The sequence below is a fragment of the Enterococcus sp. AZ141 genome (genome assembly GCF_051714385.1).
Lineage (GTDB): Bacteria > Bacillota > Bacilli > Lactobacillales > Enterococcaceae > Enterococcus_D > Enterococcus_D entomosocium.
Genome location: NZ_JBIORT010000001.1, coordinates 279,315 through 305,915 on the forward strand (window position 1 = coordinate 279,315; position 26,601 = coordinate 305,915).

Annotated in this window: 20 protein-coding genes; 6 read left to right on the plus strand and 14 right to left on the minus strand. The window is 39.3% G+C overall.

The window, feature by feature from the left end:
- Window positions 1-50 precede the first annotated feature (50 nt).
- The 5 genes from IGI89_RS01390 to IGI89_RS01410 all read right to left on the minus strand — a co-directional run bounded on the left by IGI89_RS01390 (window position 51) and on the right by IGI89_RS01410 (window position 4,848).
- Window positions 51-677, minus strand: coding sequence for a TetR/AcrR family transcriptional regulator (locus IGI89_RS01390; protein WP_438735182.1), 627 nt, complete (start codon window positions 675-677; stop codon window positions 51-53).
- Between the two features lie 47 nt (window positions 678-724).
- A complete protein-coding gene (locus IGI89_RS01395) occupies window positions 725-1,426 on the minus strand; it encodes an ABC transporter ATP-binding protein (protein WP_008377215.1) in 702 nt (233 codons plus the stop codon).
- A 5-nt stretch (window positions 1,427-1,431) separates the two neighbouring features.
- Complete coding sequence (locus IGI89_RS01400; protein ID WP_016613760.1) at window positions 1,432-2,508, minus strand: ABC transporter permease; 1,077 nt, start codon at window positions 2,506-2,508, stop codon at window positions 1,432-1,434.
- Window positions 2,509-2,826: 318 nt separating this feature from the next.
- Window positions 2,827-3,786, minus strand: coding sequence for an L-lactate dehydrogenase (locus IGI89_RS01405; protein ID WP_008377211.1), 960 nt, complete (start codon window positions 3,784-3,786; stop codon window positions 2,827-2,829).
- Window positions 3,787-3,879: 93 nt separating this feature from the next.
- The gene (locus IGI89_RS01410; protein WP_438735183.1) at window positions 3,880-4,848 is read right to left on the minus strand and encodes a TDT family transporter; all 969 of its coding nucleotides are present in this window, start codon (window positions 4,846-4,848) and stop codon (window positions 3,880-3,882) included.
- Window positions 4,849-4,998: 150 nt separating this feature from the next.
- On the opposite strand from IGI89_RS01410, the gene IGI89_RS01415 reads away from it, so the two are divergent.
- Window positions 4,999-5,826 (plus strand): LysR family transcriptional regulator, encoded by an 828-nt coding sequence (locus tag IGI89_RS01415; protein ID WP_429970161.1) that lies wholly within the window; start codon window positions 4,999-5,001, stop codon window positions 5,824-5,826.
- 83 nt (window positions 5,827-5,909) lie between these two features.
- Here the strand turns inward: IGI89_RS01415 and IGI89_RS01420 are convergent, their stop codons facing one another.
- Both IGI89_RS01420 and IGI89_RS01425 read right to left on the minus strand, forming a co-directional pair.
- Complete coding sequence (locus IGI89_RS01420; protein WP_008377173.1) at window positions 5,910-6,338, minus strand: GNAT family N-acetyltransferase; 429 nt, start codon at window positions 6,336-6,338, stop codon at window positions 5,910-5,912.
- A 182-nt stretch (window positions 6,339-6,520) separates the two neighbouring features.
- Window positions 6,521-7,237 (minus strand): GntR family transcriptional regulator, encoded by a 717-nt coding sequence (locus tag IGI89_RS01425; protein ID WP_429970160.1) that lies wholly within the window; start codon window positions 7,235-7,237, stop codon window positions 6,521-6,523.
- 148 nt (window positions 7,238-7,385) lie between these two features.
- Here IGI89_RS01425 and IGI89_RS01430 point away from each other — a divergent pair, with 148 nt between their 5' ends.
- Window positions 7,386-8,795: a PTS transporter subunit EIIC gene (locus tag IGI89_RS01430; protein WP_438735185.1), complete on the plus strand. Its 1,410-nt coding sequence runs from the start codon at window positions 7,386-7,388 to the stop codon at window positions 8,793-8,795.
- A gap of 11 nt (window positions 8,796-8,806) precedes the next feature.
- Complete coding sequence (locus tag IGI89_RS01435) at window positions 8,807-9,898, plus strand: GDSL-type esterase/lipase family protein (RefSeq protein WP_225869260.1); 1,092 nt, start codon at window positions 8,807-8,809, stop codon at window positions 9,896-9,898.
- A 155-nt stretch (window positions 9,899-10,053) separates the two neighbouring features.
- On the opposite strand, the gene mngB is transcribed toward IGI89_RS01435, so the two are convergent.
- The 4 genes from mngB to IGI89_RS01455 form a co-directional block, all read right to left on the minus strand.
- Window positions 10,054-12,729, minus strand: coding sequence for a mannosylglycerate hydrolase (gene mngB, locus IGI89_RS01440; protein ID WP_194188906.1), 2,676 nt, complete (start codon window positions 12,727-12,729; stop codon window positions 10,054-10,056).
- A gap of 263 nt (window positions 12,730-12,992) precedes the next feature.
- Window positions 12,993-14,093 (minus strand): PTS fructose transporter subunit IIC, encoded by a 1,101-nt coding sequence (locus tag IGI89_RS01445; RefSeq protein ID WP_008377165.1) that lies wholly within the window; start codon window positions 14,091-14,093, stop codon window positions 12,993-12,995.
- Between the two features lie 18 nt (window positions 14,094-14,111).
- Window positions 14,112-14,435 (minus strand): PTS fructose transporter subunit IIB, encoded by a 324-nt coding sequence (locus tag IGI89_RS01450; protein ID WP_005237427.1) that lies wholly within the window; start codon window positions 14,433-14,435, stop codon window positions 14,112-14,114.
- Complete coding sequence (locus tag IGI89_RS01455; protein WP_016621827.1) at window positions 14,432-14,893, minus strand: PTS sugar transporter subunit IIA; 462 nt, start codon at window positions 14,891-14,893, stop codon at window positions 14,432-14,434. The genes IGI89_RS01450 and IGI89_RS01455 overlap by 4 nt, the downstream gene beginning before the upstream one ends.
- 247 nt (window positions 14,894-15,140) lie before the next feature.
- On the opposite strand from IGI89_RS01455, the gene IGI89_RS01460 reads away from it, so the two are divergent.
- Window positions 15,141-17,075, plus strand: coding sequence for a BglG family transcription antiterminator (locus IGI89_RS01460; protein ID WP_438735188.1), 1,935 nt, complete (start codon window positions 15,141-15,143; stop codon window positions 17,073-17,075).
- 84 nt (window positions 17,076-17,159) lie between these two features.
- Here the strand turns inward: IGI89_RS01460 and IGI89_RS01465 are convergent, their stop codons facing one another.
- The 3 genes from IGI89_RS01465 to IGI89_RS01475 form a co-directional block, all read right to left on the minus strand.
- A complete protein-coding gene (locus IGI89_RS01465; protein WP_438735190.1) occupies window positions 17,160-21,068 on the minus strand; it encodes a Spy0128 family protein in 3,909 nt (1,302 codons plus the stop codon).
- An 85-nt stretch (window positions 21,069-21,153) separates the two neighbouring features.
- Window positions 21,154-21,495 carry a hypothetical protein gene (locus tag IGI89_RS01470; RefSeq protein ID WP_016619463.1) on the minus strand — a complete coding sequence of 114 codons (342 nt, stop codon included), beginning with the start codon at window positions 21,493-21,495 and terminating at the stop codon, window positions 21,154-21,156.
- Window positions 21,485-22,915 (minus strand): hypothetical protein, encoded by a 1,431-nt coding sequence (locus IGI89_RS01475; RefSeq protein WP_429947447.1) that lies wholly within the window; start codon window positions 22,913-22,915, stop codon window positions 21,485-21,487. Before IGI89_RS01475 ends, IGI89_RS01470 begins: the two co-directional genes overlap by 11 nt.
- Before the next feature lie 498 nt (window positions 22,916-23,413).
- Here IGI89_RS01475 and IGI89_RS01480 point away from each other — a divergent pair, with 498 nt between their 5' ends.
- Both IGI89_RS01480 and IGI89_RS01485 read left to right on the plus strand, forming a co-directional pair.
- The gene (locus IGI89_RS01480) at window positions 23,414-23,734 is read left to right on the plus strand and encodes a DMT family transporter (RefSeq protein ID WP_005237430.1); all 321 of its coding nucleotides are present in this window, start codon (window positions 23,414-23,416) and stop codon (window positions 23,732-23,734) included.
- Window positions 23,735-23,958: 224 nt separating this feature from the next.
- The gene (locus IGI89_RS01485; RefSeq protein ID WP_438735193.1) at window positions 23,959-26,580 is read left to right on the plus strand and encodes an HAD-IC family P-type ATPase; all 2,622 of its coding nucleotides are present in this window, start codon (window positions 23,959-23,961) and stop codon (window positions 26,578-26,580) included.
- Window positions 26,581-26,601: the final 21 nt, after the last annotated feature.

Here is a 26,601-nt window from a genome sequence, read left to right on the forward strand (position 1 = left end):
TGAACTTCTCCGCCGTGCGAGGTATTTGCTCCATCCTCTTGCCGAAGCATTCATTCCTCTTTGTTGTCCTTTTTGATTCCATACTTGATCCACTGCACCTTATAGCGGAAATCTTTGATCAGCTCTTTTGCGGTCCATTCATTCGAAATAAAATCTGTCAGACTATCCATCACGACCGCCATAATAAAGTAAAGGAAACTGACGGCTTCTTGCGTATCATGGATCGTGAAGCGATTTTCTTCCAACAGCTCCAACCATTGGCGAATCATGGGCGAATCGTCAGGGATCGCATCGCGCTTCGTCCAGGCATTGCTTTGGGTACATAAGTGGATCATTTTCCAATGATCATCTTCAGGTGACCATTGACTGCACCAAGCCAAGTATTCTTCGATCCCTTTGAAAAAATCATTTTTGTTGCGATTGATAAACGTAAAAATCGCAGAATGGATTTGGTTGGAATAGTTGGTGATCGCATAGTCATAGGCATCTTCTAAGTTTTGAAAGTACTTGTAAAACGCCCCTCTAGAAATGTGCGATTTTTCGACGATGGCAGAGACCTTGACTTGACTGATATGCTTGCTAAAAAATTCTTCTAAAAGCACGGCATCGATTTTTTCTTTTTTCTCTTGTTTTAAATGAAAAAATGTTGTACTTGGCAAGGGATTCTCCTCCATCATTCGCAATCTACTCCCTCTATTATAAACAAATCCCTCTACTTTTCCACTCAGACTTGTGCAGTTTCTCTTGATGGGGCGTTTTGTTCGATCAGATTGCCATCTTCCATTCGGAAAATGCGATCACTCCATTGGATCATTCGCTCGTCGTGGGTGACCATAACTGTCGCTTTCTTTTTCTCATGCGCTTCTTTCACTAATAACTTCACGACTTCATACGCATGATCGGTGTCTAAGCTGGCAGTTGGTTCATCCGCTAAAATCAAGCTTGGGTCATTAAACAAGGCCCTGCCGATCGCTACTCGTTGACGTTCCCCACCAGATAAATCGCGGGGAAACTTGTCTTGAAGATCGAGAATATCTAATGAAGCAAGCAATTCATCAATCCGTTCCTTTTCCTTGGCTTTTCCTGAAACTTTGTCGACCAAATAAAATTGTTCCTTTACTGTTAGAAAAGGGATCAAATTCGAGCTTTGCAAGATAAACCCAATCTCTTTAAAACGCAACTTCCCTCGTTGCTTTTCATTTAATTGGGAAAAGTTGACCTGGTTGATGATGATCTCTCCGGCTGTTGGACTTTGTAAGCCGCCAGCGATGGTCAAAAAGGTACTTTTTCCTGAACCAGAAGGACCGATGATACTGACAAACTCCCCTTCTTGAACGTGAAAATTCAGTCCTTTTAGTGCCGTTACTTCGGTATGCTGCTTGCCAAATTTTTTTATAATATCCTTCATTACTAAAATGTCTTTCATCTTTGTTACCCTCCTATTGCCGTTATTGGATCGACTTTTGTGACCGTCCGAATGGAGAATAAGCCGCCTAGAACTGCCACGAGAATCAAGATGCCGCTATAAAGCAGCCATTGCTTTAATTCAAAGAAAAATGGCATGGCATCTGGTAAAAACAAGCTGGTGCCGTATGCCGCCGCAAAGGCTAGGGCTACCCCGATCACTCCTACCATAAATGCTTGCGCAATAATTGATTTGGCAATGAAGCTGGTCCGAATCCCTTGGGCTTTCATCACACCAAAAATCGCTGTTTTTTGTAGGGTGATCACATACATGAAAATCCCCACGATTGCCGTTGCAACAACAAACAAGAAGTAGATCATGGCATTTAAGGTCAAGTTTTGGGCAGAAAATCCGGGAAGCTTTTCAATAAAGTCTTCCGTTGCCAACACTTTGAGCTGGGTTCCTTCCTGGTTATTGACTTTCGGATCACTTGATTTGGTCACAATGATATTGATTGGCTGCTCCTTGTCAGATGCAAATGGTTGATTAGCAAACTTCATTTTCGTCCAAGTATCGAGGGAAGTATAAATCACTGGTGACACCGTATAAGACGTTTCTGGGGTGATCCCAACGACTTTGAAGGTTTCATCTGAGCGTCCGATTTTCACTTGATCCCCGACCTTGATACCTTCTTCTGCTAAGTTTTCTGAAATCGTGATCTCATTTTCTTTTGAAAACAGCTTGCCCTCTAAGACTTCTGGTAACAAGAACGCATCGTCTTGTGTACCAAAAACAGTCACATTGACTTGTTCATCGTTGACCGTAATGACACTGCTGTATAAACCAATTGGGGCTTTTTGTGTCCCTTCTACACGGTCTAAATCCCCTCTCGTCAATTGCGAAGCCGCAAATGTGTCATTCGCATCTTCTGATAAAACGATCGCGGATGAATCCCAGTCGACGATGGCCTTTTTAAAATCCCAGTTAAGTCCGGTAGCTAAGCCAGACAATATAAAAACAACATAGGCGATCAAAAACATGATTCCTACGATCAACCCATATCTTAATTTTGAATAACGCATTTCTTTTATAGCCAGAAACATTGTTCTTTCCTCCTACTTTCCAAATATTGACAAAGTGTCACTTTTTGAAGAATACCACATAAGGTGACACTTTGTCACTTTTTACAACTCGGAAAGTTTGTAAGGTTGATCGATCATTCTTTTTCTGTCATTCACTGAGGATGTTTTTTCCTAAAGGAGTGTGAATAAAGAGAGTTGAATATTGGGCGTTTCGCGTAAAATACGCCATTTCCTTTTAACATTCTTTGCTAGATGAAAAAAAGCATGGCAGACCGTAAATAGTCGAACCATGCTTTGGCAAAAACGAACACGAGGATTTCATTATTGGTGTTCTAGAGATCAGCTGACTTTGCTTTGTCCAATTGTGGAAATTACTGCTCGTAACTGATGACACGAAGTATCAAACTGCCGTTTTTCCTCAGGGGTAAGCGTCAATTCAATAATTTCGCGGACGCCGTTTTGGTCCACGACTGCAGGAACCCCTGTGAATAAATCGTTGATGCCATATTCCCCATTAAGGTAGGAAGATACCGGCAGAATCGCTTGCTCATCATTTAAGATCGCTCGAACGATTCTTGCAACACTCATCCCTATCCCGTAAAAAGTTGCTTGTTTTCGATCGATGATTTCATAGGCAGCATTTTTTACTCGTTCAGAAAGAACCGCTAGATCGGCAACGGTCAAACGATCCTTTTGCTTGATCAATTCTACGATCGGTTTCCCACCGATCGTTGTATGGGACCAGACAGCGACTTCCGAGTCACCGTGTTCCCCAATGATGTACCCATGAATATTCCGTGGATCGATGGCTAATTTTGCCGCCACTTCTTTTCGAAGTCTTGTGGTATCGAGGGTCGTTCCCGTACCAACGACCCGATTGGCTGGCAACCCGGACACACGCCATGCTTGATAAGTTAAGACATCGACTGGGTTTGAAGCGATAACAAGCACGCCATCAAAGCCTGAATCCATCACTTGTTTTGTGACGCTTGCCATAATTTCGGCGTTCACATCAATCAATTCAAGCCGTGTTTGTCCTGGCTTTTGGTTGACCCCTGCGGTAATAACCACGATGCCAGCATCTTTACATTCCGAGTACTCTCCAGCCCAAACTTTGATGTTTTCTTGCCCCCATGACATACCGTCTAACAAATCGAGGGCTTCTCCTTCTGCTTTGTCCCGATTGACATCGATCAAGACTAACTCATTGATCAGTCCTTGATTGATCATGGAATACGCAATGCTCGTTCCAACGAAACCTGTTCCGACAACGACAACTTTTCTGCTTGTACTTTTCATGTGCGATCCCTTCCTTTTCTTTTCAAATACTTGTGCTATTGTTTTGCGTATATTACGTATTTTCTCAAAAAATGTATGATCTCTTGTGCTTCCTTAGTAACTATGACCGGCAATCAGCGCTTTGGCTTGCTGATACAAATGAATTGCATATTTTCCTAACACATAGCAGACGACAATCACGGCAAAGCTTGTTTCAATAATCGTTAAGGCTTGTAGAAACCCAAATATCAGTGGGTGATTCGCAAAAAACAGCGCTGATTTGAACATAGCAGTCGCTGAAATCACAAGAGGAAACGTAAATGCCGCATAGCTTGGGTAAAAGCCGACTGCCAGCATGTTTTTCATATAAGCGACGACACAAAAATAAATCGTTTGTGACAATAACAGCATAAAGGCGACAAACCAAGCAGAGCCTTGTTCAAATACGGAAAGGTAACCTGCTAAGCAAAGAGAACCTGGTGCTGTTAAAATCGTGATCAAAGGAACTGCCGCACGTTCCGTCAGCTTCTGATGGACGATTCGTTTTAAAATAATCGGCAAAAGCGCAAAATACAATACCAATGCGATCCAGACGATCACTTCCCCCAGCTCTTTAAAAAAGACAGCAGAAGTATTGGGAATGACGCCAATACCGACGAAGGTAATAAACCAGCTCGGATAAATGTATTCCAGCGAAAGGTCGACAGGCAAAATATGCACGACAACAAAATAGATCATTAAAGCAAAATGTAAGCCGATAGCCCCCCACCAGAGCAGATCATTCACCACTGCATTGGGAATGACCCGTTCAAAAACAGTGGAAATCACCATCAGCGCCATCGTAAAGGTCGGCGCCACCGAAGCAACGATTGGGTTTTGCAACTCTGACATCGTGTGCTTAAATGTAAAGCATACTTTCAGAAGGAAGAGCCCCATGATGAAAATACCAAGGGTACAAAACGCATTTCCAACCGTCTCCATTCCTTCTGAATACAATAAATTCCCCAAAGACACAGTGCCTAAAATCAAGCCACAAATCGGGATTGGCAATGAATGTAAAAAATGCTGGATCGATGTTTTCATCAACTCATCCTTTCTAAACGTATGAAAATTTCAACTAAATTTGCTTTCTTTTTTCTCTACACTTATACTATAATCACCTGATAACTATTTGTAAAATTATACTTTTAAATACTAATTATAAATATTATTAATAATAAAGGAGTCCCCAAAATGATTGAATTGCTCAAAACCTTCATTGTTGTTTATGAAACGAGAAACTTTAGTCTTGCCGCCAAACAACTCTATAAAACTCAACCAACGATTTCCTTGCAAATCCAACGCTTAGAGGCCGAACTTGGCTTCAAACTTTTTGAACGTAAAGGAAAACAATTGATTTTACCCACCAGCCAAGCGGAGTTTTTGTATCCTCGTGTGGTCGAGTCTCTCCGCTCAATGTCCACTATTTTTTCGCAAGCCAAAGACACTAAAAATTTTAAAACAGAGTGTGTGCTCGCTTGTTCGAATACCACCGCCGTCTACTTACTGCCCAGCATCATGGCGCAGCTGATTGCAGAATTTCCAACGTTTGCTTTTGAAATCAAAATCATGAATTCTCAAGAAGTAATCGATGCCGTCGAATCAAACAAAGCCCATATTGGCCTGATCGAAAAATCAATCGTTTCGCCATTGATCCAAAAAGAATTCGTTTATCGCGATGAATTGGTGTTAGCAGGCAACCTCGCTTCTGATTTTTGGGTCTTGCGGGAAAACGACTCGGGGATGTACTACATTAACGAAACCTATCTGTACGCACAGCACTTGCATCCGCAAATCATCAAAGCCAATAACAGCGAAGTGATTTTGTCCCTACTAAAACAAAACATCGGCAAATCGATCATCTCGAAACTTTCACTACCAGAAGAGTTGCCTTGGCAGGAACTTGATCCAGAGTACCGCTATCGTGATCTTTTTATCATTCAGAATCGTCAGCGTGCGACGCCGGAGACCGGAGAGATTTATGAGGAGATTAAACGGCTGTTGTTGGCTTTGATTCCATAAATACTAGACTTTTGAAACAATTATAGTGAATACAAAAAAGACGCTGAAGAGTCGTTTGTCACTCCTCCAGCGTCTTTGCATTTTTATAATTCCTTGATAAACCGTTTCTGTTCATGACTGCTGTGATAGCCATGGTTTTCATAAAACTTGTGGGCAGCATGGCGTTTGACATTCGAATTTAATCGAATGCCTTGCATTCCTCGCTGTCGGGCTTCTGCTTCAATTGCCGACAGTAGTTTCCCGCCAACGCCTTGCTTTTGCACTTGATCATCCACTACCAAACCTAGGACATTAAAAAATCGCCCGGCAGAATAAACTGTTGAATATGGCTGTGCTTCAATCATTCCAACTGCTTTTCCCTCTATTTCAGCGACCAGCAAGAGATGATCCTCCTCAGCTAAAATTCTCTTTAGGCCTTCGATCAATACTTCTTCTTCGATTGGATAGCCTAGTACTTTCGACAAATGAGCTAGTTCTTTATGATCAGACAATGCAGCAGCTCTAATTCTCATAGTATTCTCCCACCTTTTGGCTTTTTATTCGGTCTTGTTTTAGATAACTCACATTCATTTATCAACTTAGAAATAAATGACAGCTAGTTGATTTGTACAAGTGCAATAGAAAAAAAGTATACAGACAATGTACTAGAAATCCCTTTGCTATGATCTTTTATGTTATTTAGCTAAACCAGTTTTTAATTTTGATCAAATGAAATGAGTGCATATTCGTTAGGAATATACCTGATTGTCGTATATTCGAATAATTTTCCCATATCATTATAGACCGCATTTTCCAATATTCCCACACAATTATTTTTTCCTAAAGCTAATTCTTTAAAGTCAGAATCTTTTGCAGATTCAACTTTCATTATAGACTTTGATGCAGCGATTTTAAAATCTAAGTTTTGTTTGATATGGTCGTAGATTGATCCGGCTATGATTTTCTCATTAAGCCCCTTAACGATACTTTTTTTGAAATAACTCGTATCTGACATCATCGCTTTCCCATCAATGAGGCGTAATCGTTTCACAAGGTATACTCTTTCACCAACCGGAAATGAAATTTTTTTTGCTAATGAATCATCAACAGTCAACTCGTGAAATTCTTGCACAATTGTTTTTTTTTCGACCTCAGTATCTGCGGATAGTGCCTTCAATCCTTGAAAATTTCCTACCTTGAAAGACTTCTTGTCAATCTCGATTCTTTCAAGAATAACTACCCCTCTTCCTTTCACACTATAAACCAATCCATCTTCATTAAGCAGTTGAATCGCTCTGCGAACTGTATTTCTACTAGTACCAAATCGCTCAATTAACGCCATTTCGGTCGGTAAAACCATTGCATCGTTATAGAGTCCCTCATTAATTTCATTTTTCAAAGTGTCATATATATCCCGAAACTTATTCACCATAGTTCCACCTCACTCTTTCAGTTGATTATAACATGATATCATTCTACCTATACAAATAACTTAAATTTGTTTAAACAAATGCTTGATTATTTGTTTAAACAAATTTAAAATGGGCCTAACCGGTTAAAAGAAATGAGGAGGTTTCATTATGAGTGACAAACAGTTAGCGGAGTACATGATTGAGTACGTTGGTGGAAAAAATAATATCAAAAATGTGATCCACTGCATTACACGTGTTCGTTTCTATCTAGTGGACAAAGAGAAAGCCGATACAACTAAGATAAAAGAGTTGGATGATGTAATGGGCGTAGTAGAAGCTCAAGGACAATATCAGGTGGTTGTTGGAAACAAAGTAAATGCTATTTACGAGGAAGTAATGCGCCAGTTAAACAATGATCAAGTCTTTGATTCTACAGAGGGAGTGGTGGAAAATGATTCCAATAGTGATTTTCTTCAGCTATTTCGAAATGGCTTCAATCAGTTTATTGGCATAATTACAGGTTCAATGATGCCCGTCATCGGTCTTCTTGCAGGAGCTGGAATAATCAAAGGATTACAAGCTTCGTTGGTGACGTTTGGTTTATTACAAGATAGTTCGCAATCTTATCTATTGATTAGCACGATTGCAGATGGCATTTTTTATTTTTTACCTGTCATCTTAGGTTTTACTGCAGCTCAAAAATTAAAGGTGAATCCTATTGTTCTGGCAGTCGTGGGTGCGATACTCATTCATCCAAATATAGTCACTATTGCTTCAAGTACAGCTGCGAAGGTCGCTATTTTTGGCATAGAATTCCCCATTATGAATTATACAGCTTCGGTTTTCCCTATTCTGGTCGCTGCTTGGTTAGCAACGTATGTTGAAAAGTTTTTAAAGAAAATTGTTCCTCTCGTGATTTCTTTCATTGTGTCACCAATCGTTGAAGTTCTGGTACTAAGCTTAGCCGTTCTTCTTATCATCGGACCAATCATAACGATTATTAGTGATGGGCTAGCATTCGGAATTAGTACCATTTTTGACTTTAACACGATTATTGGCGGAGCAGTCTATTGCGCACTTTTTCCAGTCTTAGTGGTCTTCGGCATGCATTGGCCATTGATTCCGATCATCGTCAACGATTTAACTGTTAACGGATTTAGTATGATGAATGCCTTCTCGTCTGTATTGATGATGGGTATTGCGGGTGCAACGTGCTCAATCGCATTGAAAACAAAAAAAGCTCAACTAAAACAAGTTGCCTTTGCTGCCACTCTTTCACAAATATGCGGTGTTGGCGAACCTGCAATCTATGGTATTCTACTAAAATACAAAAAAGTCTTCTATCTCGTGACCCTTTCAAATATTTTTGGTGGTGCTCTAGCAGGTTTCCTTCACTTGGTCAACTATGGATTCGCAGGTGGGGTTATAGGATTTGCCTCTTTTATCAACCCGGTTGCAGGGATCGATAAAAACTTCTATGCTTATCTACTCTCTCATATAGGAACATTTTTGCTATCCTTTCTTTTGACTTGGCTTTTTGGTTTCAATGATAAAATGAAAGCTGCAGATGAACTGTAAGGTGATATATGATGAAAAAAATAATTTGGCATCAAGTATTTTCTAATTACCAAGTACTAAACTTTTCTCCTAATGGACGTAAATTACGTTTAAGAATCAAGCAGCCGCTTTCTGGACAACGATTAGCACTCGAACTTTGTAACCGCTATGATTCTTTTGATTTAAACGTAGAGTCGATAAAAATCAGTAGTAATCCGGGAAACCAACAATCCAATGTTATTACCTTAGATAATCGACCACAATTCATTGTCCCAGCTGGATCCACTTTATGGACAGATGACATTGATTTTTCAGTAACCAAAGGAGCCGATATTCTGATAGAGGCATTATTCTCCAACGAGATCAATCGAGTATCTTCCTCGGCAAACTTACTATCTGATCAAGTAGTCCATTCGAATATAAGAGAAACCAATAACTTTATTTTTGGGATTACTTCAGTTGCTCTAGAAACGAAAGTTGATGCAAAAGTCATTGCTTTTTTTGGCGACTCTTTGACGAATCAAGGATATTTTAGTGATAGTGTCATCGACAATCTAAACAAACGTGGTCTGATTGCAACAAGCTTTAATGCTGGCATATCAGGCAATCGTCTGACACATGCTGGTTCAGGGATTTCTCGTTGGAAAGACAGCTTTGGTGTTGCAGGAATCGACAGGTTCCAAGCAGATGTCGTGGATCAAAAGCCAGATTTGATCGTTTCATTGATTGGGTTAAATGACTTATTTCATCCAGGAACGGGCTCTCCACTTTCAGAATTACCTACCAAAGATGAGTTGATCAAACACTACAAAGTTCTAATAAATCTGGCAAAAAAAGCAGACATTCCGTTTGTTCCCCTCACGCTTCCCCCTTTTAACTATTCTTACAACCAAGGAAAGCCGAGTTGGACCGAGGAAAAAGAAGCTATCCGAACTGCGTTTAATCAATGGATAATGACTCAAGCAAATACGATCGATATCAATGATATGGTAAGAGATCCTTCTGATAAAACGAGATTAGCTTCTGCATTTGATTCGGGGGATCATCTGCATTTTTCTCAAACTGGAGGGGAAATTTTAGGAAAAGCTGTGGCTGAGAAAATTCTTTGCCTTTCATTGCTGTGAATTGATAGACTCTCAACAAAAACTGTTAAAAATAGTCAAAAATAAAACCTACCTCCCATACACATCTGGTTAAAATGTATACGGGAGGTTGACTTTTTCACTATGAATTTTCTTCAACTCTGCACTTGAATATCCTTACTCTCGATCACTAGCAATTATTCTACATACAATGTCACAAATTTTGCATGGCCTATCTTTTCAAGAGTGACTACATTCTTTTCCACAAGAAGTGCTTCTTTTGTAGCTTCTTTTAAATCGACTGTTTCTACTACGTTCACTGGATGGTTAAATGTGATCGTCGCGTGTCCAACTTCATCTAAAAGCCCATTGTATAGACGCAAAATATAACCTGGACGAGCTTCGGCTTTTTTCAATACACTTAGGGTCAAATTGCCATTGATCTCAAAAAGACTATAGTTTGCCGGTAAGGTTGGTTCAACCGGCCCTAAAGTAAAAATCAATCGGGAATTCAGGAATTCTGCGGATTGATAAAGCGTGATCGGTGTTACTGCTTGTTTGGCACGTTGCGCAACATTTGCTTGATCAAATCCTTGCGCAAAGTAAGCAACAGAAAAATCAAAATGCATCGTTTTGTGACACTGCGCAGCTGGTGTCGCAATCACTGATTCTCCTGAAGCACGCCCTGGACGATACAGTAGATTCTCTTTCCCCATGAAGCCATAGGTTCGGAAAATCGTTAAGCGAATCGTATCAAACGCTTCCCCCACGATCTCATATTCACGTACACCCTGAGGCATTACTGCTACGCCATGGGATGCATCGAATAAACTGACAAACGATTGACACGTTTCTATGGCGATCGGTTGCTCATTCCATTGCTCTTTATTGGCTTCCCAAAGGGCCATTTCTTTTTCAAACATAACCGGACGCTGCAATGTACCAAACTGTTGGTCAGCCAGCGAAAATTTCGAGGCAATTCCGGTATCAAATAGCACACATACCCGATGGCTATCCACTTGTTGATTTTCAACCGTTAATTTGAAATCAATTTGTTGCGATTGTTTTTTTAACACGATCGTCAATTGGATCGGCAGTGAAGCCGAGATCTTCTTTTCTGCACGTTCAGCTAAATCCTTCGGAACCCTCAGGGTGAATGCCACATCAATCTTTTGGTAGATCGCTGATTGCAGAATCGAGATCGTTGGTTGCGCATCAATTGATGAAATCACAAAATCTTTCACAGGTGGTGAATAATTGAATGAATCACCATCGTCGCCATTTTCTTCAATAATCCCTTGATTTTGATAAAGCACTTGATTGGTTTTATCTAGAATATCCAACGAACCATTGCTATTGACAGTGATCTGATAGTACTCATTTTCGATCGTATTGGTTGTAATCTCCTGCAATGGTGCGCTTGTATCACCTTTTAAATCAATCGTCAGCTGGGTATACCCCATACTCGGCACGTCAGTCGTTTCTATGGCAATTTTTGCTTTATAGACTTTCTCCGGCAAATAGATCTCCTTGACTGGATCTAATATGTTCCCCTGATTCAACACATACTCCGTTTGGTCGGTAAGCTCTAAAATCGTATAAGGTAACGCCTGACCTGACTGGTCAAGGATCGCAAACTCTTTTTGCGGCAAATAAACCTCTGCTTCGATCACCCCATTACGTTTTGTGTCATAGGTATTGAAAAGCGTAAAAGTAATTTCTTTTGCTTGTGGGTTGTTGATTGCAGTAGAAATCTGTCGTAACGTCAATTCGACAAGATTCATAGAAATATCTCGCGCTTGCTTATAGCGCATATAGATATCTTCGTTGGTCGTATCAGAAACACAAGAACCAATCGAATCATGCGCCGCATTTTCAAACATTAACTTCCAAATCTCTATGACTGTTTCTACGGGGTACTCAAATCCTAATTGCATAGCCATGGTTAAGATAGGCTCCATGACATTGACTAAGTAATGTTGGATCTGGGTGTTCATCGCCTTCAAATCAGGACGTGAAGAAAAAATCGTTTTGTGGATTCGCATCAATTTGCCGTTGATCAGTTCACCAGCGATTTCTTCCAACTCAGGATGGCGTGCTTTGACCGCAGCAATGTATTTTTCGATCGTTGAAAATTGTAACACATACTCATCCTGATACAGTTGATTCATTCGATCAACCAATTCTGGAAGATTTTCTCTAACTGGTGCTTGATCGAAACCATTTGGAAAATACACTTGATCCGTTGCACTGCGTCCCCAAGTCGTTTTAAACGGTTCTTGATGTAAGAACTTTGCTAATTCTACTTCTCGCTCAGGAATGGCACCGCCAATGTAGTACCCACTTGGGATCTGATAAACATTGACCACAGAACCATCTTCTCCACGCCATTTGTACTCTGTGCATTTAACATCGTCATCACTGACACCGCGCCAAAACATCGTGTCAGTGATACCAAACTCACGATAGATTTGCGGCATACTAGCTGCTTGTCCGAAAGAATCTGGCACATAGCCGACATTCATGTAGGTTCCGAATGCTTCACAAATTTTCATGCCATATAACATATTTCGAACAATGCTTTCTCCCGAAATCACTAATTGATCGGTTTGTGTGTACCATGGACCAATGATCAACTTCCCTTGTTGAACAAGTTGTTGAATCCTTTCTTTGTCCTGTGGGCGCCATTTCAAGTAATCATCTAACAGAGAAGCCTGTCCATCTAAAATGAAACTTTCATAAGGATCATCCTTTTCTAGTTGTTCAATGACGTTTTTTAGATCGTGCATCAAATAGATTTTCGAGCGACTCGTCGTAAAATACCATTCGCGATCCCAATGACTGTGGGGTACGACATGTACTGTTTTTTTCATTCAATCATTCCTCTCCCGTGATTAAAAAAGGCACGTAACGATGGGTGTCGTTCGTGCCTATTAATTTTTCTCAATTTTTTTACCATCTGGTACGCATAATTTGATTCTTACACAAATACTTCGAATTTTGAAAATCGATTCTCTTCAAATACTCTCGTTTTCTTCCCCAAGTCTTGACATTGTCAGATGCCTTAAAGCGTTCTTGAAAAATCACCTGCTCGTGCCTTTTCTTTTGCTACTATTTAGCTAATCAGCCTTGTTGCTTAATTTTCAAAGCTCACTTCAATATCATCGAGGGCAATATCTTCTGTTTGTTCTTCTTGCTTATTGAAATTCACGAATAAAGGCGCGACAAAACCGATGAAGGCTGCTCCTGCAAATAGTCCAATCAAATACGCCCAACCGTTTCCAACAGTGAAGAAGCCGTATATTCCCCCAACTGGCGGCATTTTGTCATACATTCCTAATGCGATCCCCAAACCAGAAGCGATTGCTCCTCCCAACATGTTGATCGGCACAAGCCGTAATGGATTGACTAATGTAAAAGGAATTGCTCCTTCTGTGATTCCGATGAACCCCATAATAAAGTTATTACGCCCAGCATCCAGTAGCTCTTTGTTGAATCGATTTTTGTGGAACAAAGTTGCTAAGGCATATCCAAATGGTACCGCACAAATCGCAACATTCACGATGATAGCTGGCAAAAAGACCCCTTCCGCTAGTAACACATTTCCTGCCATCCAAGCAGCTTTGTTTACAGGTCCCCCTAAGTCAGAGCCAATCATTGCCCCCATGATGACTGCCAGTAAAATTTTGTTAACGTCATTTTCAATCATGGTTCGGATCCATTCAACCAAACTAGTATTGATCCACGCCAATGGCTCAGAGAGTAAGGCGCCCATGACGATTGCTACAGACAATGTAGCAATCAAGGGTAAAATTACCAGCGGCATCACCCCAGCAAACGACTCCGGTAATTTGATATGTTCTTTCGCCCACTTCACTAAGTATCCTGCTAAGAACCCAGCAATAACTGCCCCTAAAAACCCAGCATTGGTGCTAGAAGCGACTGCACCACCGATAAAGCCGGCACCTAGCGCAGCCTTATCTCCAACAGAATACGCGATAAAACCAGCCAAGACAGTATTGATCAAGCCGATTCCTGTCCACCCTACTTGTTCAATCAAATAAAGCGCATGTTTAAAGCCTTCCGTGTCAGCATAAGGATCTAAGCTTGTGATCCCCATACCAAGAGCAATCATTTTCGGAATGGCAACAACCAGTGAAGCACCAATAATCAATGGCAGTACAAAACTAATTCCACTCATCAAGTGGCCTTTTAAATCTGCTAGAACTCTTTTCATCATCCTTGCCTCTTTCCTTTAGTTTGCGTTTCTTTGTTCAACAGCAGCGACACATTTCTTCAGCACCGCTTCCGGTGCTTTGATACACGTATTGATATTTACTCGAATTTGCGGTTTTCCTTCAAACCGTTCCATCCCAACAACTTTTTGGTCAGTCGCTAAAAGCAAGAAATCTGCTTCTTTTGCTTCGGCTGCAGTGATCTCATTGACTTGCCCTAACGAGCCTTGCTGTTCGATCTTGACCTCATAGCCAAGTTTCGCACCAGCTTTTTCTAAAGCTTTTGCCGCCATCGGTGTATGTGCCAATCCTGCTGGACAGGCGGAAATCCCTACTATTTTCATATAATTTTCTCTCCCATCATTTCCTTTTTGATTAATTCTGCTAAATAAGCTTTGTCTTCTGATTGTTGAATCTGCTGGATGAATGTCTCTTCAAGCAATGCGGTTGCTAGACGACTCAGCATTTGCAGATGCACCGTTCCTTCATCTTTTTTAGGGACCATCAAAGCAAACACATTTTTGACTGCCGAATCATCGAAAGTTTCCCATTCGATGGCTTGCTCTAAACGAATAAACAAAACGGTCGGTTCCAAAACCGGTTCAGCTTTTGCATGTGGAATAGCAAAGCCTTCTTGTAAGCCGGTTGAATATTGAGCTTCCCGTTCAATGAATGCCGCACATGTATCTGCTGCATTGGTAACGATCCCTGATTCATAGGCATGATGTGCAATCACGTGAAACAGTTCTTCTTTTGATGTAACAGCCACATTCAAGAGAATATTTTTTTCCTGAAAATCCATCTCATCTGCTCCTTTCCTTTATTATGAAACCATTAGCGTAATTCGTGTGGTTTATTTTCTGTACACGTTTAATTTACGGTTTCTGATTCACGATGTAAACACAACAAATTTCCAATTCAAGTGGCAATCATTAGTAAAGCGTTTTCCAAAATGATTGCCAACTCTTCTGGAAATTTTCGGTACTGGTGAAGCATTTCCTTCTTATTCTTTCTATTGTATGATGAGAAAGAGCACGGAGGTGAAACAAGTGTCAAAACTTGCTTATCAACGATTAAATGATCTAATGGAAGTATTAACTAGACAAACGGCGCCGCTACCAATGAAGGAGTTAACGAAAAACTTCTCGATTTCTGAGCGAACGGTTCGGACCGACATTGCAAATTTGAATGATTTGTTAACAAATGTCGGTGCCTCCATCAAGTTGATTCGAGGGCAAGGCTATTTGTTGTCTATTGGTTCAAAAGAGCAATTTCATGACTGGTGGACTGAAAGTATGTCAACTACCGAGTCCTTTCTGACTACGAGTGAAGAACGACAAGCCTATCTACTTTTCCTTTTATTTAAGAATGAAAACCCTTTATCCTTAGATGATTTTCTTGATCGATTATTTATTAGTAAAAACACCTTTTACTCATACTTAAAAACGGCTCGAGACAATTTAGCGACCTATCAATTAAAAATAGTAAATCGTCCAAATATTGGCTTTGAAGTCTTGGGTAACGAATTCGCCAAACGCCAAGCAATCAGTGATCTGTTGATTGAAAAAGATCTCCAAGAGTATTTGGTCGGCTTCACGGAAATGGAACTTGAGTTGTTTGATACGATTGATCTGACCCGTTTGCAAGAATTGTCATTAAATCATCTGGCGTCCTTAGACTTGTTAGACTCTGACTACTATCATAAAAACATTCTTTCTCATTTTGCTTTAGCAATCAGTCGCTTTATAGCCGGTCATCAGATCAACGAATTTCCCTTGCATGTGCCCGCGCTCAAAAAAGATGCCCAGAAAGTTGTAGGTCACTTCTTAGAAGAAATCGATCATGCATTTGATATACAATTGACTGCTGGAGAAAAACAATACTTCATTTACTATCTCGCGATGAATGCACCACGTTTAGTTGAAACAGGTGATGCAAGCGATTCTTCCACGAAAACTGCAAAAGCCATTGTGGAAGAATTATTGACTGCGATCAAACAGACGTCAAACTATGCATTAGAGACAGACAAGATGCTAATAGAAGATCTGACATCTCATATTGAGGGCTTTATCAATATGAATCTAATGGATGCACGCCGTAGCAATCCATTGCTGGCAACGATCAGAAAATCTTTTCCACAGGCTTATGATTTATGTTTGACTCATTTAGAAACGGTAAGCCTGAAACACGGTTTTTATTTTTCTCCTGATGAGATCGGCTATATCGCTTTGCACATCGCAGGTGCTATGGAAAGGAGTTCCATCAGAAATCATCATAAACATCGCGTCATCCTTGTTTGTGGAACTGGTCGAGCCATGAGTCGTATTATTGAAGCAAAAATTATCAAGCACTATCAAGAAACGATCGAAGTCGTTGATCGCTTTTCTTACGTCGAGCTACAACAATGTGATCTTTCTGCGATTGATTTTGTGATCACAACCGTTCCATTAGAACAGTTTTCGGTTCCCTCTATTTACATCAACATGGCCAAGCTAGATAAAGAAATTGGCAAAATCGAACCGTTCATTGAAACGCTCAGTGAAACAAAAGACGGCATCTATTCATTGTTTCAAAAAGCATTTTTTCTTCATGAAAATCATGCAGATAAAGAAACCTTACTAAAGAAAATGGCGCAGCAATTGTACCAAAAAGATTTTGTGCCCCAAGATTTTTATGACAGTGTGAAAAAACGAGAAGCAATCAATCAGACCAATATTAACGAGTGGCTTGCTATCCCCCACCCCATGACATTGCTGGCAAAACGCTCAGCCGTTTCAGTGGCGATCATTCCTGATGGTGTTGATTGGGGAAATGGTGATTTGGTTAAATTTGTCTTTCTCTTTGCGATTCAAAAAGACGAATATGAAGATACCGAAGAAATCTATAGTCTTTTATTAGAATTGATGGATCGTGAAGATATTCAACAAGCAATCTTACAAAAAAGTGACTATCACCACTTTTTGAGCTGTATCAAGCAATTATAAAAGGAGCTGGGGAATCCAGCTCCTTTTGTTGATATGACTAATCTTATTTTGATAGTTCTTTTTTCTCATTCATAGTAAGCAAAATTAAGACTGTTTCTTGACCTTTTTATTTTTTAGTATTATTAAAAAGATGAAACAAATGATACAGAACAATCCAACGAGTATATATCGTTGATCTACAGTTTCTCCTGTCTTAGGCAGAGCATCACTATCTGATTTTTTTATCCTTTTATTTTCTTTCTCCAACTCTTTTTCCCTGGTTGCTTTAATTGAACGATCATTTATTGAAAATTTGATAGGGGTTTTATCGATTTGATACCCATCTGGTGCTTTAGTTTCAACTAACTGATATTCTCCTATGTCTAAATTGCTTATCTCAACTTTTCCATCTTTATTTGTAACTATTTTTTTCTGTACAATATTTCCTTTCGAATCTTGCAACTCAAACTCTGCATTTGCCAGTAGCTTTCCTGTTTCGCTATCTACTTTTTTCAGAGTTACTTTCCCAAGTTTTGGTGATACATAAGTATTCTTGAAAAGAATCGATTCTTGGTACGCTGGACTTGCCACTAATTGCCCCGATTGATCTTCCACATTTACCGTTACATTGTAGACTGTGTCATCATAGGTGATCGTGCTATCTGTTCCTGTGACTTCTCGGATCGTATACTTGTATGTACCAGCTTGGTCATAGTCGATCGCATCGAAATAAATTTTCCCATTGGCATCATTGCTCTTAGTTTGGAGCACTTCCCCTTGCTCGTCCAACAGCTGGAATTGAAATTCATCTGCACTTAGTGCTTTGCCAGTTAGTTCTTTGCTTGCTTCTAGAACCGCACTCCCTTTTGCGGGATTATAGCTATTTTTAAAAGCAGCACTGCCTTCATAGCTTGGACTTGCCACTAATTGCCCCGATTGATCCTCCACATTTACGGTTACATGATAGACTGTGTCATCATAGGTGATCGTGTTATCTGTTCCTGCGACTTCACGAATCGTATACTTGTATGTGCCAGCTTGGTCATAGTCGATCGCATCGAAATAAATTTTCCCATTGGCATCATTGCTCTTGGTTTGAAGCACTTCCCCTTGCTCGTCCAACAGCTGGAATTGAAATTCATCCGCACTTAATGCTTTGCCAGTCAGTTCTTTGCTTGCTTCTAGAACCGCACTTCCTTTTGCGGGATTATAGCTATTTTTAAAAGCAGCACTGCCTTCATAACTTGGACTTGCCACTAATTGTCCCGATTGATCCTCCACATTTACGGTTACATGATAGACTGTGTCATCATAGGTGATCGTATTGTCTGTTCCTGCGACTTCACGGATCGTATACTTGTATGTGCCAGCTTGGTCATAGTCGATCGCATCGAAATAAATTTTCCCATTGGCATCATTGGTCTTGGTTTGAAGCACTTCCCCTTGCTCGTCCAACAGCTGGAATTGAAATTCATCTGCACTTAGTGCTTTGCCAGTCAGTTCTTTGCTTGCTTCTAGAACCGCACTCCCTTTTGCGGGATTATAGCTATTTTTAAAAGCAGCACTGCCTTCATAGCTTGGACTTGCCACTAATTGCCCCGATTGATCTTCCACATTTACCGTTACATTGTAGACTGTGTCATCGTAGGTGATCGTGCTATCTGTCCCTGCGACTTCACGGATCGTATACTTGTATGTGCCAGCTTGGTCATAGTCGATCGCATCGAAATAAATTTTCCCATTGGCATCATTGGTCTTGGTTTGAAGCACTTCCCCTTGCTCGTCCAACAGCTGGAATTGAAATTCATCTGCACTTAGTGCTTTGCCAGTTAGTTCTTTGCTTGCTTCTAGAACCGCACTCCCTTTTGCGGGATTATAGCTATTTTTAAAAGCAGCACTGCCTTCATAGCTTGGACTTGCCACTAATTGCCCCGATTGATCTTCCACATTTACCGTTACATTGTAGACTGTGTCATCGTAGGTGATCGTGCTATCTGTCCCTGCGACTTCACGGATCGTATACTTGTATGTGCCAGCTTGGTCATAGTCGATCGCATCGAAATAAATTTTCCCATTGGCATCATTGGTCTTGGTTTGAAGCACTTCCCCTTGCTCATCCAACAGCTGGAATTGAAATTCATCTGCACTTAGTGCTTTGCCAGTTAGTTCTTTGCTTGCTTCTAGAACCGCACTTCCTTTTGCGGGATTATAGCTATTTTTAAAAGCAGCACTGCCTTCATAACTTGGACTTGCCACTAATTGCCCCGATTGATCCTCCACATTTACCGTTACATGATAGACTGTGTCATCATAGGTGATCGTGCTATCTGTTCCTGCGACTTCTCGGATCGTATACTTGTATGTTCCTGCTTGGTCATAAACGATTGCATCAAAGTAAATTTTTCCTTTGGCATCATTGCTCTTAGTTTGGAGCACTTCCCCTTGCTCGTCCAACAGTTGGAATTGAAATTCATCCGCACTTAGTGCTTTGCCAGTCAATTCTTTACTTGCTTCTAGAGTCAAAGCGACAGGTTTTTCTATTTTCTTGTTTACAACATTTTTCGTCACTTCTTTATCGTTGCCAAAGTCGCTTGGAGTAACAGTTAGTACCTGATCCAATAATTCATAACCCGCAGGAGCTTTTATTTCCTTTATCGTATAATTATCCTTCAGAAGATCATTGATAGAAGCTCGCCCTTCGTCATCTGTTATCAATTTTCCTACAACTTGTCCCGTTGACTCACGTAGAACTTCAAAATGTGCACCAGAAAGAACTTCCCCTGATTCATTCGTTTTAAGAATACTTACCGTGTAATTATATCCTTCGGCTTCGCCTCCTCCTTTTTGGTAATTTGTATAGGCAACGCCATCCTTTATCACTACGTCATTTGATGTCAATACAGCCGTATTAACGATATTCTCTCCATCAACAGGTGTATACGCTAATTCTGCTTTATAGTAAATTGCGTATTGATCTTCACTACCAATATCTCCAAAATCTATTGAGAATGATCGTTGATCACTAGAAATATTGATTTCATAATCTCCAGTCACGTTGACACGATTTACTAATTCCCAATCATTTCCAGCAGCATTTAATTGCCACTTTCCTTTATAAATAATGAACGAACCTGGAACATAATTGACAGCCTGACTATTTATCGCATCGGTGATCGTAGCATCAGGATAGTTACCGCTACTTCGATTGATTGCAACATAATATTGAATCGTTTGATCACTTCCGTCTGTAAACCAACCAGATTTCGTTAAAGGATATGTGGTTGTATCTATACCAGCATAATCAATTTCAATTGGAAAGGTCGTTCCTTCAACATCAATCGTCGTCGTTATTATCTGTTCCTCTTGAACAATTGTTGAATCAACGCCCGCGTAAAAATAAAAAGAGCCATGTATATCTGAATGGATTTCTGCATAATCTGTATAGGTCAGAATAATCTGTTTTGAATCTGACAAAACGGTTGCATTGGCGACGATGTTACCGTTCGAATCTTTTAATTCAAAGGATTCGTTACTACCAAATCTAAGTTCAGGCGGCAAGGTGATCGTTGTCGTATCTCCTTCTTTTACTTGGTTATTTGGTAGATCAAACGTCCCATTGATTCGAAATGTCTCCCACTGTCCAACAGCTTCCGTCAGAGGAGCTCCATTTTTATCCGTGATACTAAAGGAAGTGATCACATCATCAACTGCTGAAAATGGAGCAATGGTTGGCGCTCTTGATTGTTTCTCCGAAGTCTGTAAAGTTTCTGATTTAAGATCTGATTGTACCTCTGTATTCTGTAAATCTGTAGATTCTACCGATCCACTTGATGTGGTGGTCGATGTTTCACTTTGAGACTCACTTGTTCTATTTGTTACATCACTCGTCTCACTTGTGGCTTGTGTACCTTGGGTTTCACCAATACTCATTTCAGCAATCGCGTGTAATGGCGCAACCAAGATAGATGTTACAATTACTAAAAGGCTAAAATAAGTAGAAATTCTTCTTTTCATATTCACCGATTCCTTTTCTATACTATTAATGTGTTGCATACTGACATTTTTATACCGTTGCTACAAGATTCATCTATTTCAACTACTATCTTTTATGCAAATATTCCGTGTACTTTCTTCCATATAAAATTCCCCCAGACATACTTTCTAAAATTCTTCCTAAATAGATGGGTTTATCATTTGAAAGCAAATAAGGTTGTTCCGTTAACATTGTTAATTGTTGCTCAATTGAGAGGAAATTTTCCTTTTGTTTTCTGTATTTCGCTAATTTTTCTGAATCATTCTCAACGACGATTTCATTCTCATTGGAACCTACTTCAAACGCATATACAGGTGCTTCTTCTTTCGTATGTTCGCTAGGCAAGAAACTCATTTGATTGATTAGAAAAAAGGGCAAAACTACCCATGAAAAATATTTATCTTTCAAAAGCTGCCTCCTTTAGTTGTACTAGCAACTCTCCCAGTTCCTTCCAATCATTAGATGTAGGCGGTTTTTTCCAAATAAGTTGTTCACAGTTCAATTTATCCATAGCACAGTCCGAAAGAAATAACTTGGTATTATTACTGATTTTGGCTTCAAAGATAAGATTCATCGATTGTAATGACTGTAGCATCATTTTTATATAGCTGTTGTAATTATTCCCATGAGAAAAATCAATACAGATATTTAAAGGTGTCTCAATTTCTTCCATGGGTAGCTGCGTAACTAATAAGAAAAGATAGTCATAATAAAGCTTGTTTTTCTCGGAATTAGATTGGAAAAAAGTGGATTTTTCTATTTCCCGAAAAAAATCCTGAATAAATTTATCAATTGCTGGATTGGTTTCCTGAAAATAATTAAACTTCCCTTTGATAATGAATGACTGATTTTTAAAGCGATAAACTAACCATTTTATATGTATATTTGTTAGTTCCTTCTCTATAAAATCATCTCTTATTTCATAACTGAATGTGTCAAAAAACATAGAAATAAATTTTTGAGTCAACTTAACTGCTTCTTGATACAAATCAAATGTCATAAACTTCGTAACGAATTGTTCATTGTCGATTTCAAAATGACAGAACATCAAAAAATAACCAATTTCATTCTCTATCTGTTCATCGTCGATCGAAGAGTCACTGTTTATCGCTTTTTTCAACCACTTCGTAAAATCATTTTTCACATAGTCTACATAAGTCTCTTGTATAAAATGTTTATTTTTTATTCGAATGAACCAAACACTAATAAAGATTGCTAGTTTTATTTCTTTTGTTCTGGGGATAGTTACTATATATTGTGATGAAAATTGCTTTATAATTCTATCGGTCATTTGACGAATTTCTTTTGGAAAAGGATTTTCAATGCCGTTAAATAATTCATAGTAAGTACTAAAAAAAATACTGCGTACGCTTAACTCATTCCCAATAATTCTGCTCTTTTTAATCAAAATGTTTTCTTCATTTAATAAAGACTTTAAATGGCGAAACTTCACATAGCTAGAGGTCTGGCTGCTGTGAAGCAAACCAACTTGCTTTTTCATAGGAATCTCATTAATGAAGAAATTATCCAAAATATTAAAAAGTTCACAAATTCTCATAAACTTAATTCTTATTTTTTTTACTGTTACGTAATCCAGATTAGCACAAGTAATTTCTCCTGATTTTTTGATATAAATTTCAGTATCCTTGGAAATTAAGCTCAAATACGTATTCAATTCATCTATGTAAGTTTCAACTTTATAGCTAGAAATAGCCAAAATCGTACTTAATTCTGAAACTGTACAATAATGATTTTTATAATTCTCTATGTATTTAAGAATTACCCACTCATAACGATACCTATCAATCAATAGTTCTTCTGACAACATAGAAATACGCCCTCCCCTATATAAGTTTACAAGATTAGTCAAAAAGTAGTATAAGCTTTTTCAAACAAAATTGCTTATTTTTTTTATTTATTAGAAAAATATAGTAATTTTGAATTGAATCTTTTGCTTAGAATCTAAATTAAGAAATGATAATATAACTTTACGTATGATTAATAACTAGTTTTCCTAACATCTTATCTTTTTACAACTATTTAATTACTTGCTAAAAAATAACTTAATGGCTAGTCAAAGACAAACTGATTGAACCTTGATTTCCTTGGCTATCTAGACGACAAAATTACCTTTCGTTCTTGAAAAAAACTTGATAGTTGACTTCGCTTATCGTTGACATTCCGCCTCTTTTCAGCTAAGATTTTATTATTGTTACATTAATTGAATATCCAAAACACCACCGGGTGATAGAAGTGTTTGGTAAACTCATTAGGTCCTTGAAGAGTTTACTGAATGCTTATTTTTTTTTGAGGAGGAGAATAAATTATGACATGGATTTATTTACTTTTAGGAGGATTTTTTGAGGTCGTATGGGCATCTACCATGAAACTGAGCAACGGGTTTAGCCACTTTTGGTATAGTATTTCAACAGTCATCGGAATGCTTTTCAGTTTTGGCTTCTTGGCTTTAGCGGTCAAAAACCTACCATTAAGTATCGCTTATCCTGTTTGGACAGGGATAGGTGCGGTGGGATCGATTATTGTGGGGGTCGTGTTCTTTAAAGACCAGCTATCCCTTCTGACTTGGGTTTTCGTCGTCTTGTTAATAGTTGGTATTTTGGGCATCAAGTTTACCAGCGGACATTGATTTAGCCATTTGATAATAGTTTTGCTAGCCTTTTTGTAGGTACCTTCATCAATCAAGCGCCTTGACTCCTATAACGAAACACGGATCCAAATCGCCATTTTCAGCCCATCTAAAGAATTTTTTTTGCAATTAGCCTATAGGTAAAAAATATTTTCAAAAAACGTTTGACCTTATAGTCACTCTAACCTTTATGCTATTCATGTAAAGAAAACGGAGGGAAAATAATGAAACAATGGCATAATTTGGATATTGAAAAGGTGCAGTCAGCGACAAGTAAGACGCTTATCACAAATGAGGTACGTAAAGCGTATCAAGAAAAACACGGGAAAAATAAATTACAAGCATCAGAAAAGACACCCGAATGGAAGAAGTTTTTATCTTACTTCCACGATGCGTTAATGTATGTCTTGATCGGTGCAGCTGTTTTAAAATTTATTACGGGAAGTTTAGTTGAAGGAGCGATCGTTTTACTCGTTGTCGTTTTAAACGCAATGATTGGTTACTACCAAGAGAGAAAAGCAGATGATTCACTATCTAGCATTTCAAAATTACTTAGTTCAAAGGCGACAGTCGAATCTGAAAACGGACGTCTTTCAATCGATGCAGAAGATTTGATTCCAGGGGACCGTGTTTATTTAGCACCTGGTGATGTTATTCCTGCTGATTTGCGTATGGAAACTGTGAATCAACTAAAAATCGATGAATCGATTCTGACTGGAGAGCCTGATGCAGTCGTAAAAACAACTGCTCGTTTAGAGGGGCAAATAGCACTTGCTGAACGAACCAATATGGCGTATTCAGGTACGCAAGTACAGTCAGGAACTGGAAAAGGGCTCGTTGTTGGAATTGGCTCGGACACTGAGATTGGTAAAATCAATGCTTCTTTAGCAACCATTGAAGTGAAAGAAACCCCTTTATTGAAAAAAGTGAACGAAATGAATCATGCTATTTTTAAAGGGATCGGCGTCTTTATCTTCTTATTAGGATTGATCAGCTACTTCATTTATGGCATGAGTCCGATGTATATCGTGTCAGCAATCATTGCTTTGATCGTTTCTTCTATTCCTGAGGGATTGCCTTCTATTTTGACGATTATTCTGTCTTCCGGCGTGAAAAATATGTCTGAGCAAAATGCGATCGTAAAGGGATTGCCTACTGTCGAAACACTTGGCTCAATGACAGTCATCTGTTCTGATAAAACAGGTACTTTGACCAAAAACGATATGACCCTTACCAATGTGTTTTCTAATAATCAGGTAACAGTGATTGATCATGAAGACCAAACAGATTCTTCGAACAACGAACTGCTAGCCAAAATCATGCAAAACTGTCAAGAAACACAGAGTTTCGATGATCGCCACTGTCCAGTGACCGGAAATGCAACAGAATTAGCTTTATTACGTTGGACTAATCGTATTGGCACACCGCGGATCAAGAGTCTAGAAACATTACCTTTTGACTCAAAATATAAGTATATGGCAACAAGCCATTTGATCAATGGGAAAAAGCGGATTTTTGTAAAGGGTGCTCCAGATATCGTTTTAAATAAAGCGACTGCTGCACATATTGATGGGCAGATAGCGGAGTTTGATCATGCACAGTGGGAAAAGATCAATTTGGCTTTTGCTTCAGAGGGACAACGAGTGATCGCGTTTGCTTATAAAGATGTAGATACAACGACTGAATTGACTCATGAAGAGATGGACGAGCTCGTAATCATCGGATTAGCTGGCATTATCGATCCAGCAAAAGAATCAGCGATCGAAGCGGTAGCAGATTGTAAAAAAGCCGGGGTCAGAGTCGTAATGATCACCGGGGATCACCCAACGACCGCAAAAGCGATTGCCAAAAAATTAGGAATCGACCATTCTGAACGGGCAATCACTGGAACTGAATTGGATCGTTTATCCACAGATGAGTGGCAAAGAGTGGTAAAAAATACCAATATTTTTGCCCGAATGACACCTGAGCATAAACTGATGATCGTTACTTATTTACAAGAACAAGGCGAAATCGTTGGAATGACTGGTGATGGGGTCAATGACGCACCCGCACTTAGAAAAGCAGATGTAGGGATCGCCATGGGAATTAAAGGAAGCGATGTTAGTAAACAAGCTGCCGACATGATCCTCATTGACGATAATTTTGAAACGATTGCAAAAGCAATCAAAGAAGGCCGTCGAATTTTTGATAATTTAAAAAAGACGATCCTCTTCTACTTGCCAACCTGTCTGGCCCAGGGGCTTTTGCTGATCGTTTCTATGTTGGGAAATCTTCCTTTACCACTAAGCACAGTGCAGATTCTTTGGTTAAATCTAGTTGCGTCAATTACACTCTCCTATGCGTTAGGTTTTGAACCAGCTCACAAAATGATCATGAATCGAGCACCTCGTGATATGAAAGAAAAAATCATTTCCAAATATACACTCTTTCGAATCGTTTATGTCGGCCTACTCTTGACCTTCTTCGGCTTTCTAACGATGAATGCATTCGGCGACGAAGCTGTCAGACAAACCGTTTTGATCAATGCGATCGTTTTCGGTCAAGCTTTTTACATGATCAACTGTCGTGAGATCACGGATTCAGCCTTCAGTAACAAAATCAAGCAGAATAAAGCCTTGATTTACTCATTACTTGTTATGGCGATTCTCCAATTAGGAATGGTCTATTTTTCACCATTGCAAAGTATCTTACAGACCACCTCTTTAACTTTATCCGAACTGCTTATCAGTGTTATCCCAGCAACTCTACTTTTCTTATTAGTAGAATCTGAAAAGCACGTAACACGAGTCATTCTAAAGGAAACTACTCCCACCTACTCAATGGATACCAAAGTAGAGAAATAAGAACAGTTCTATTTCATAAGT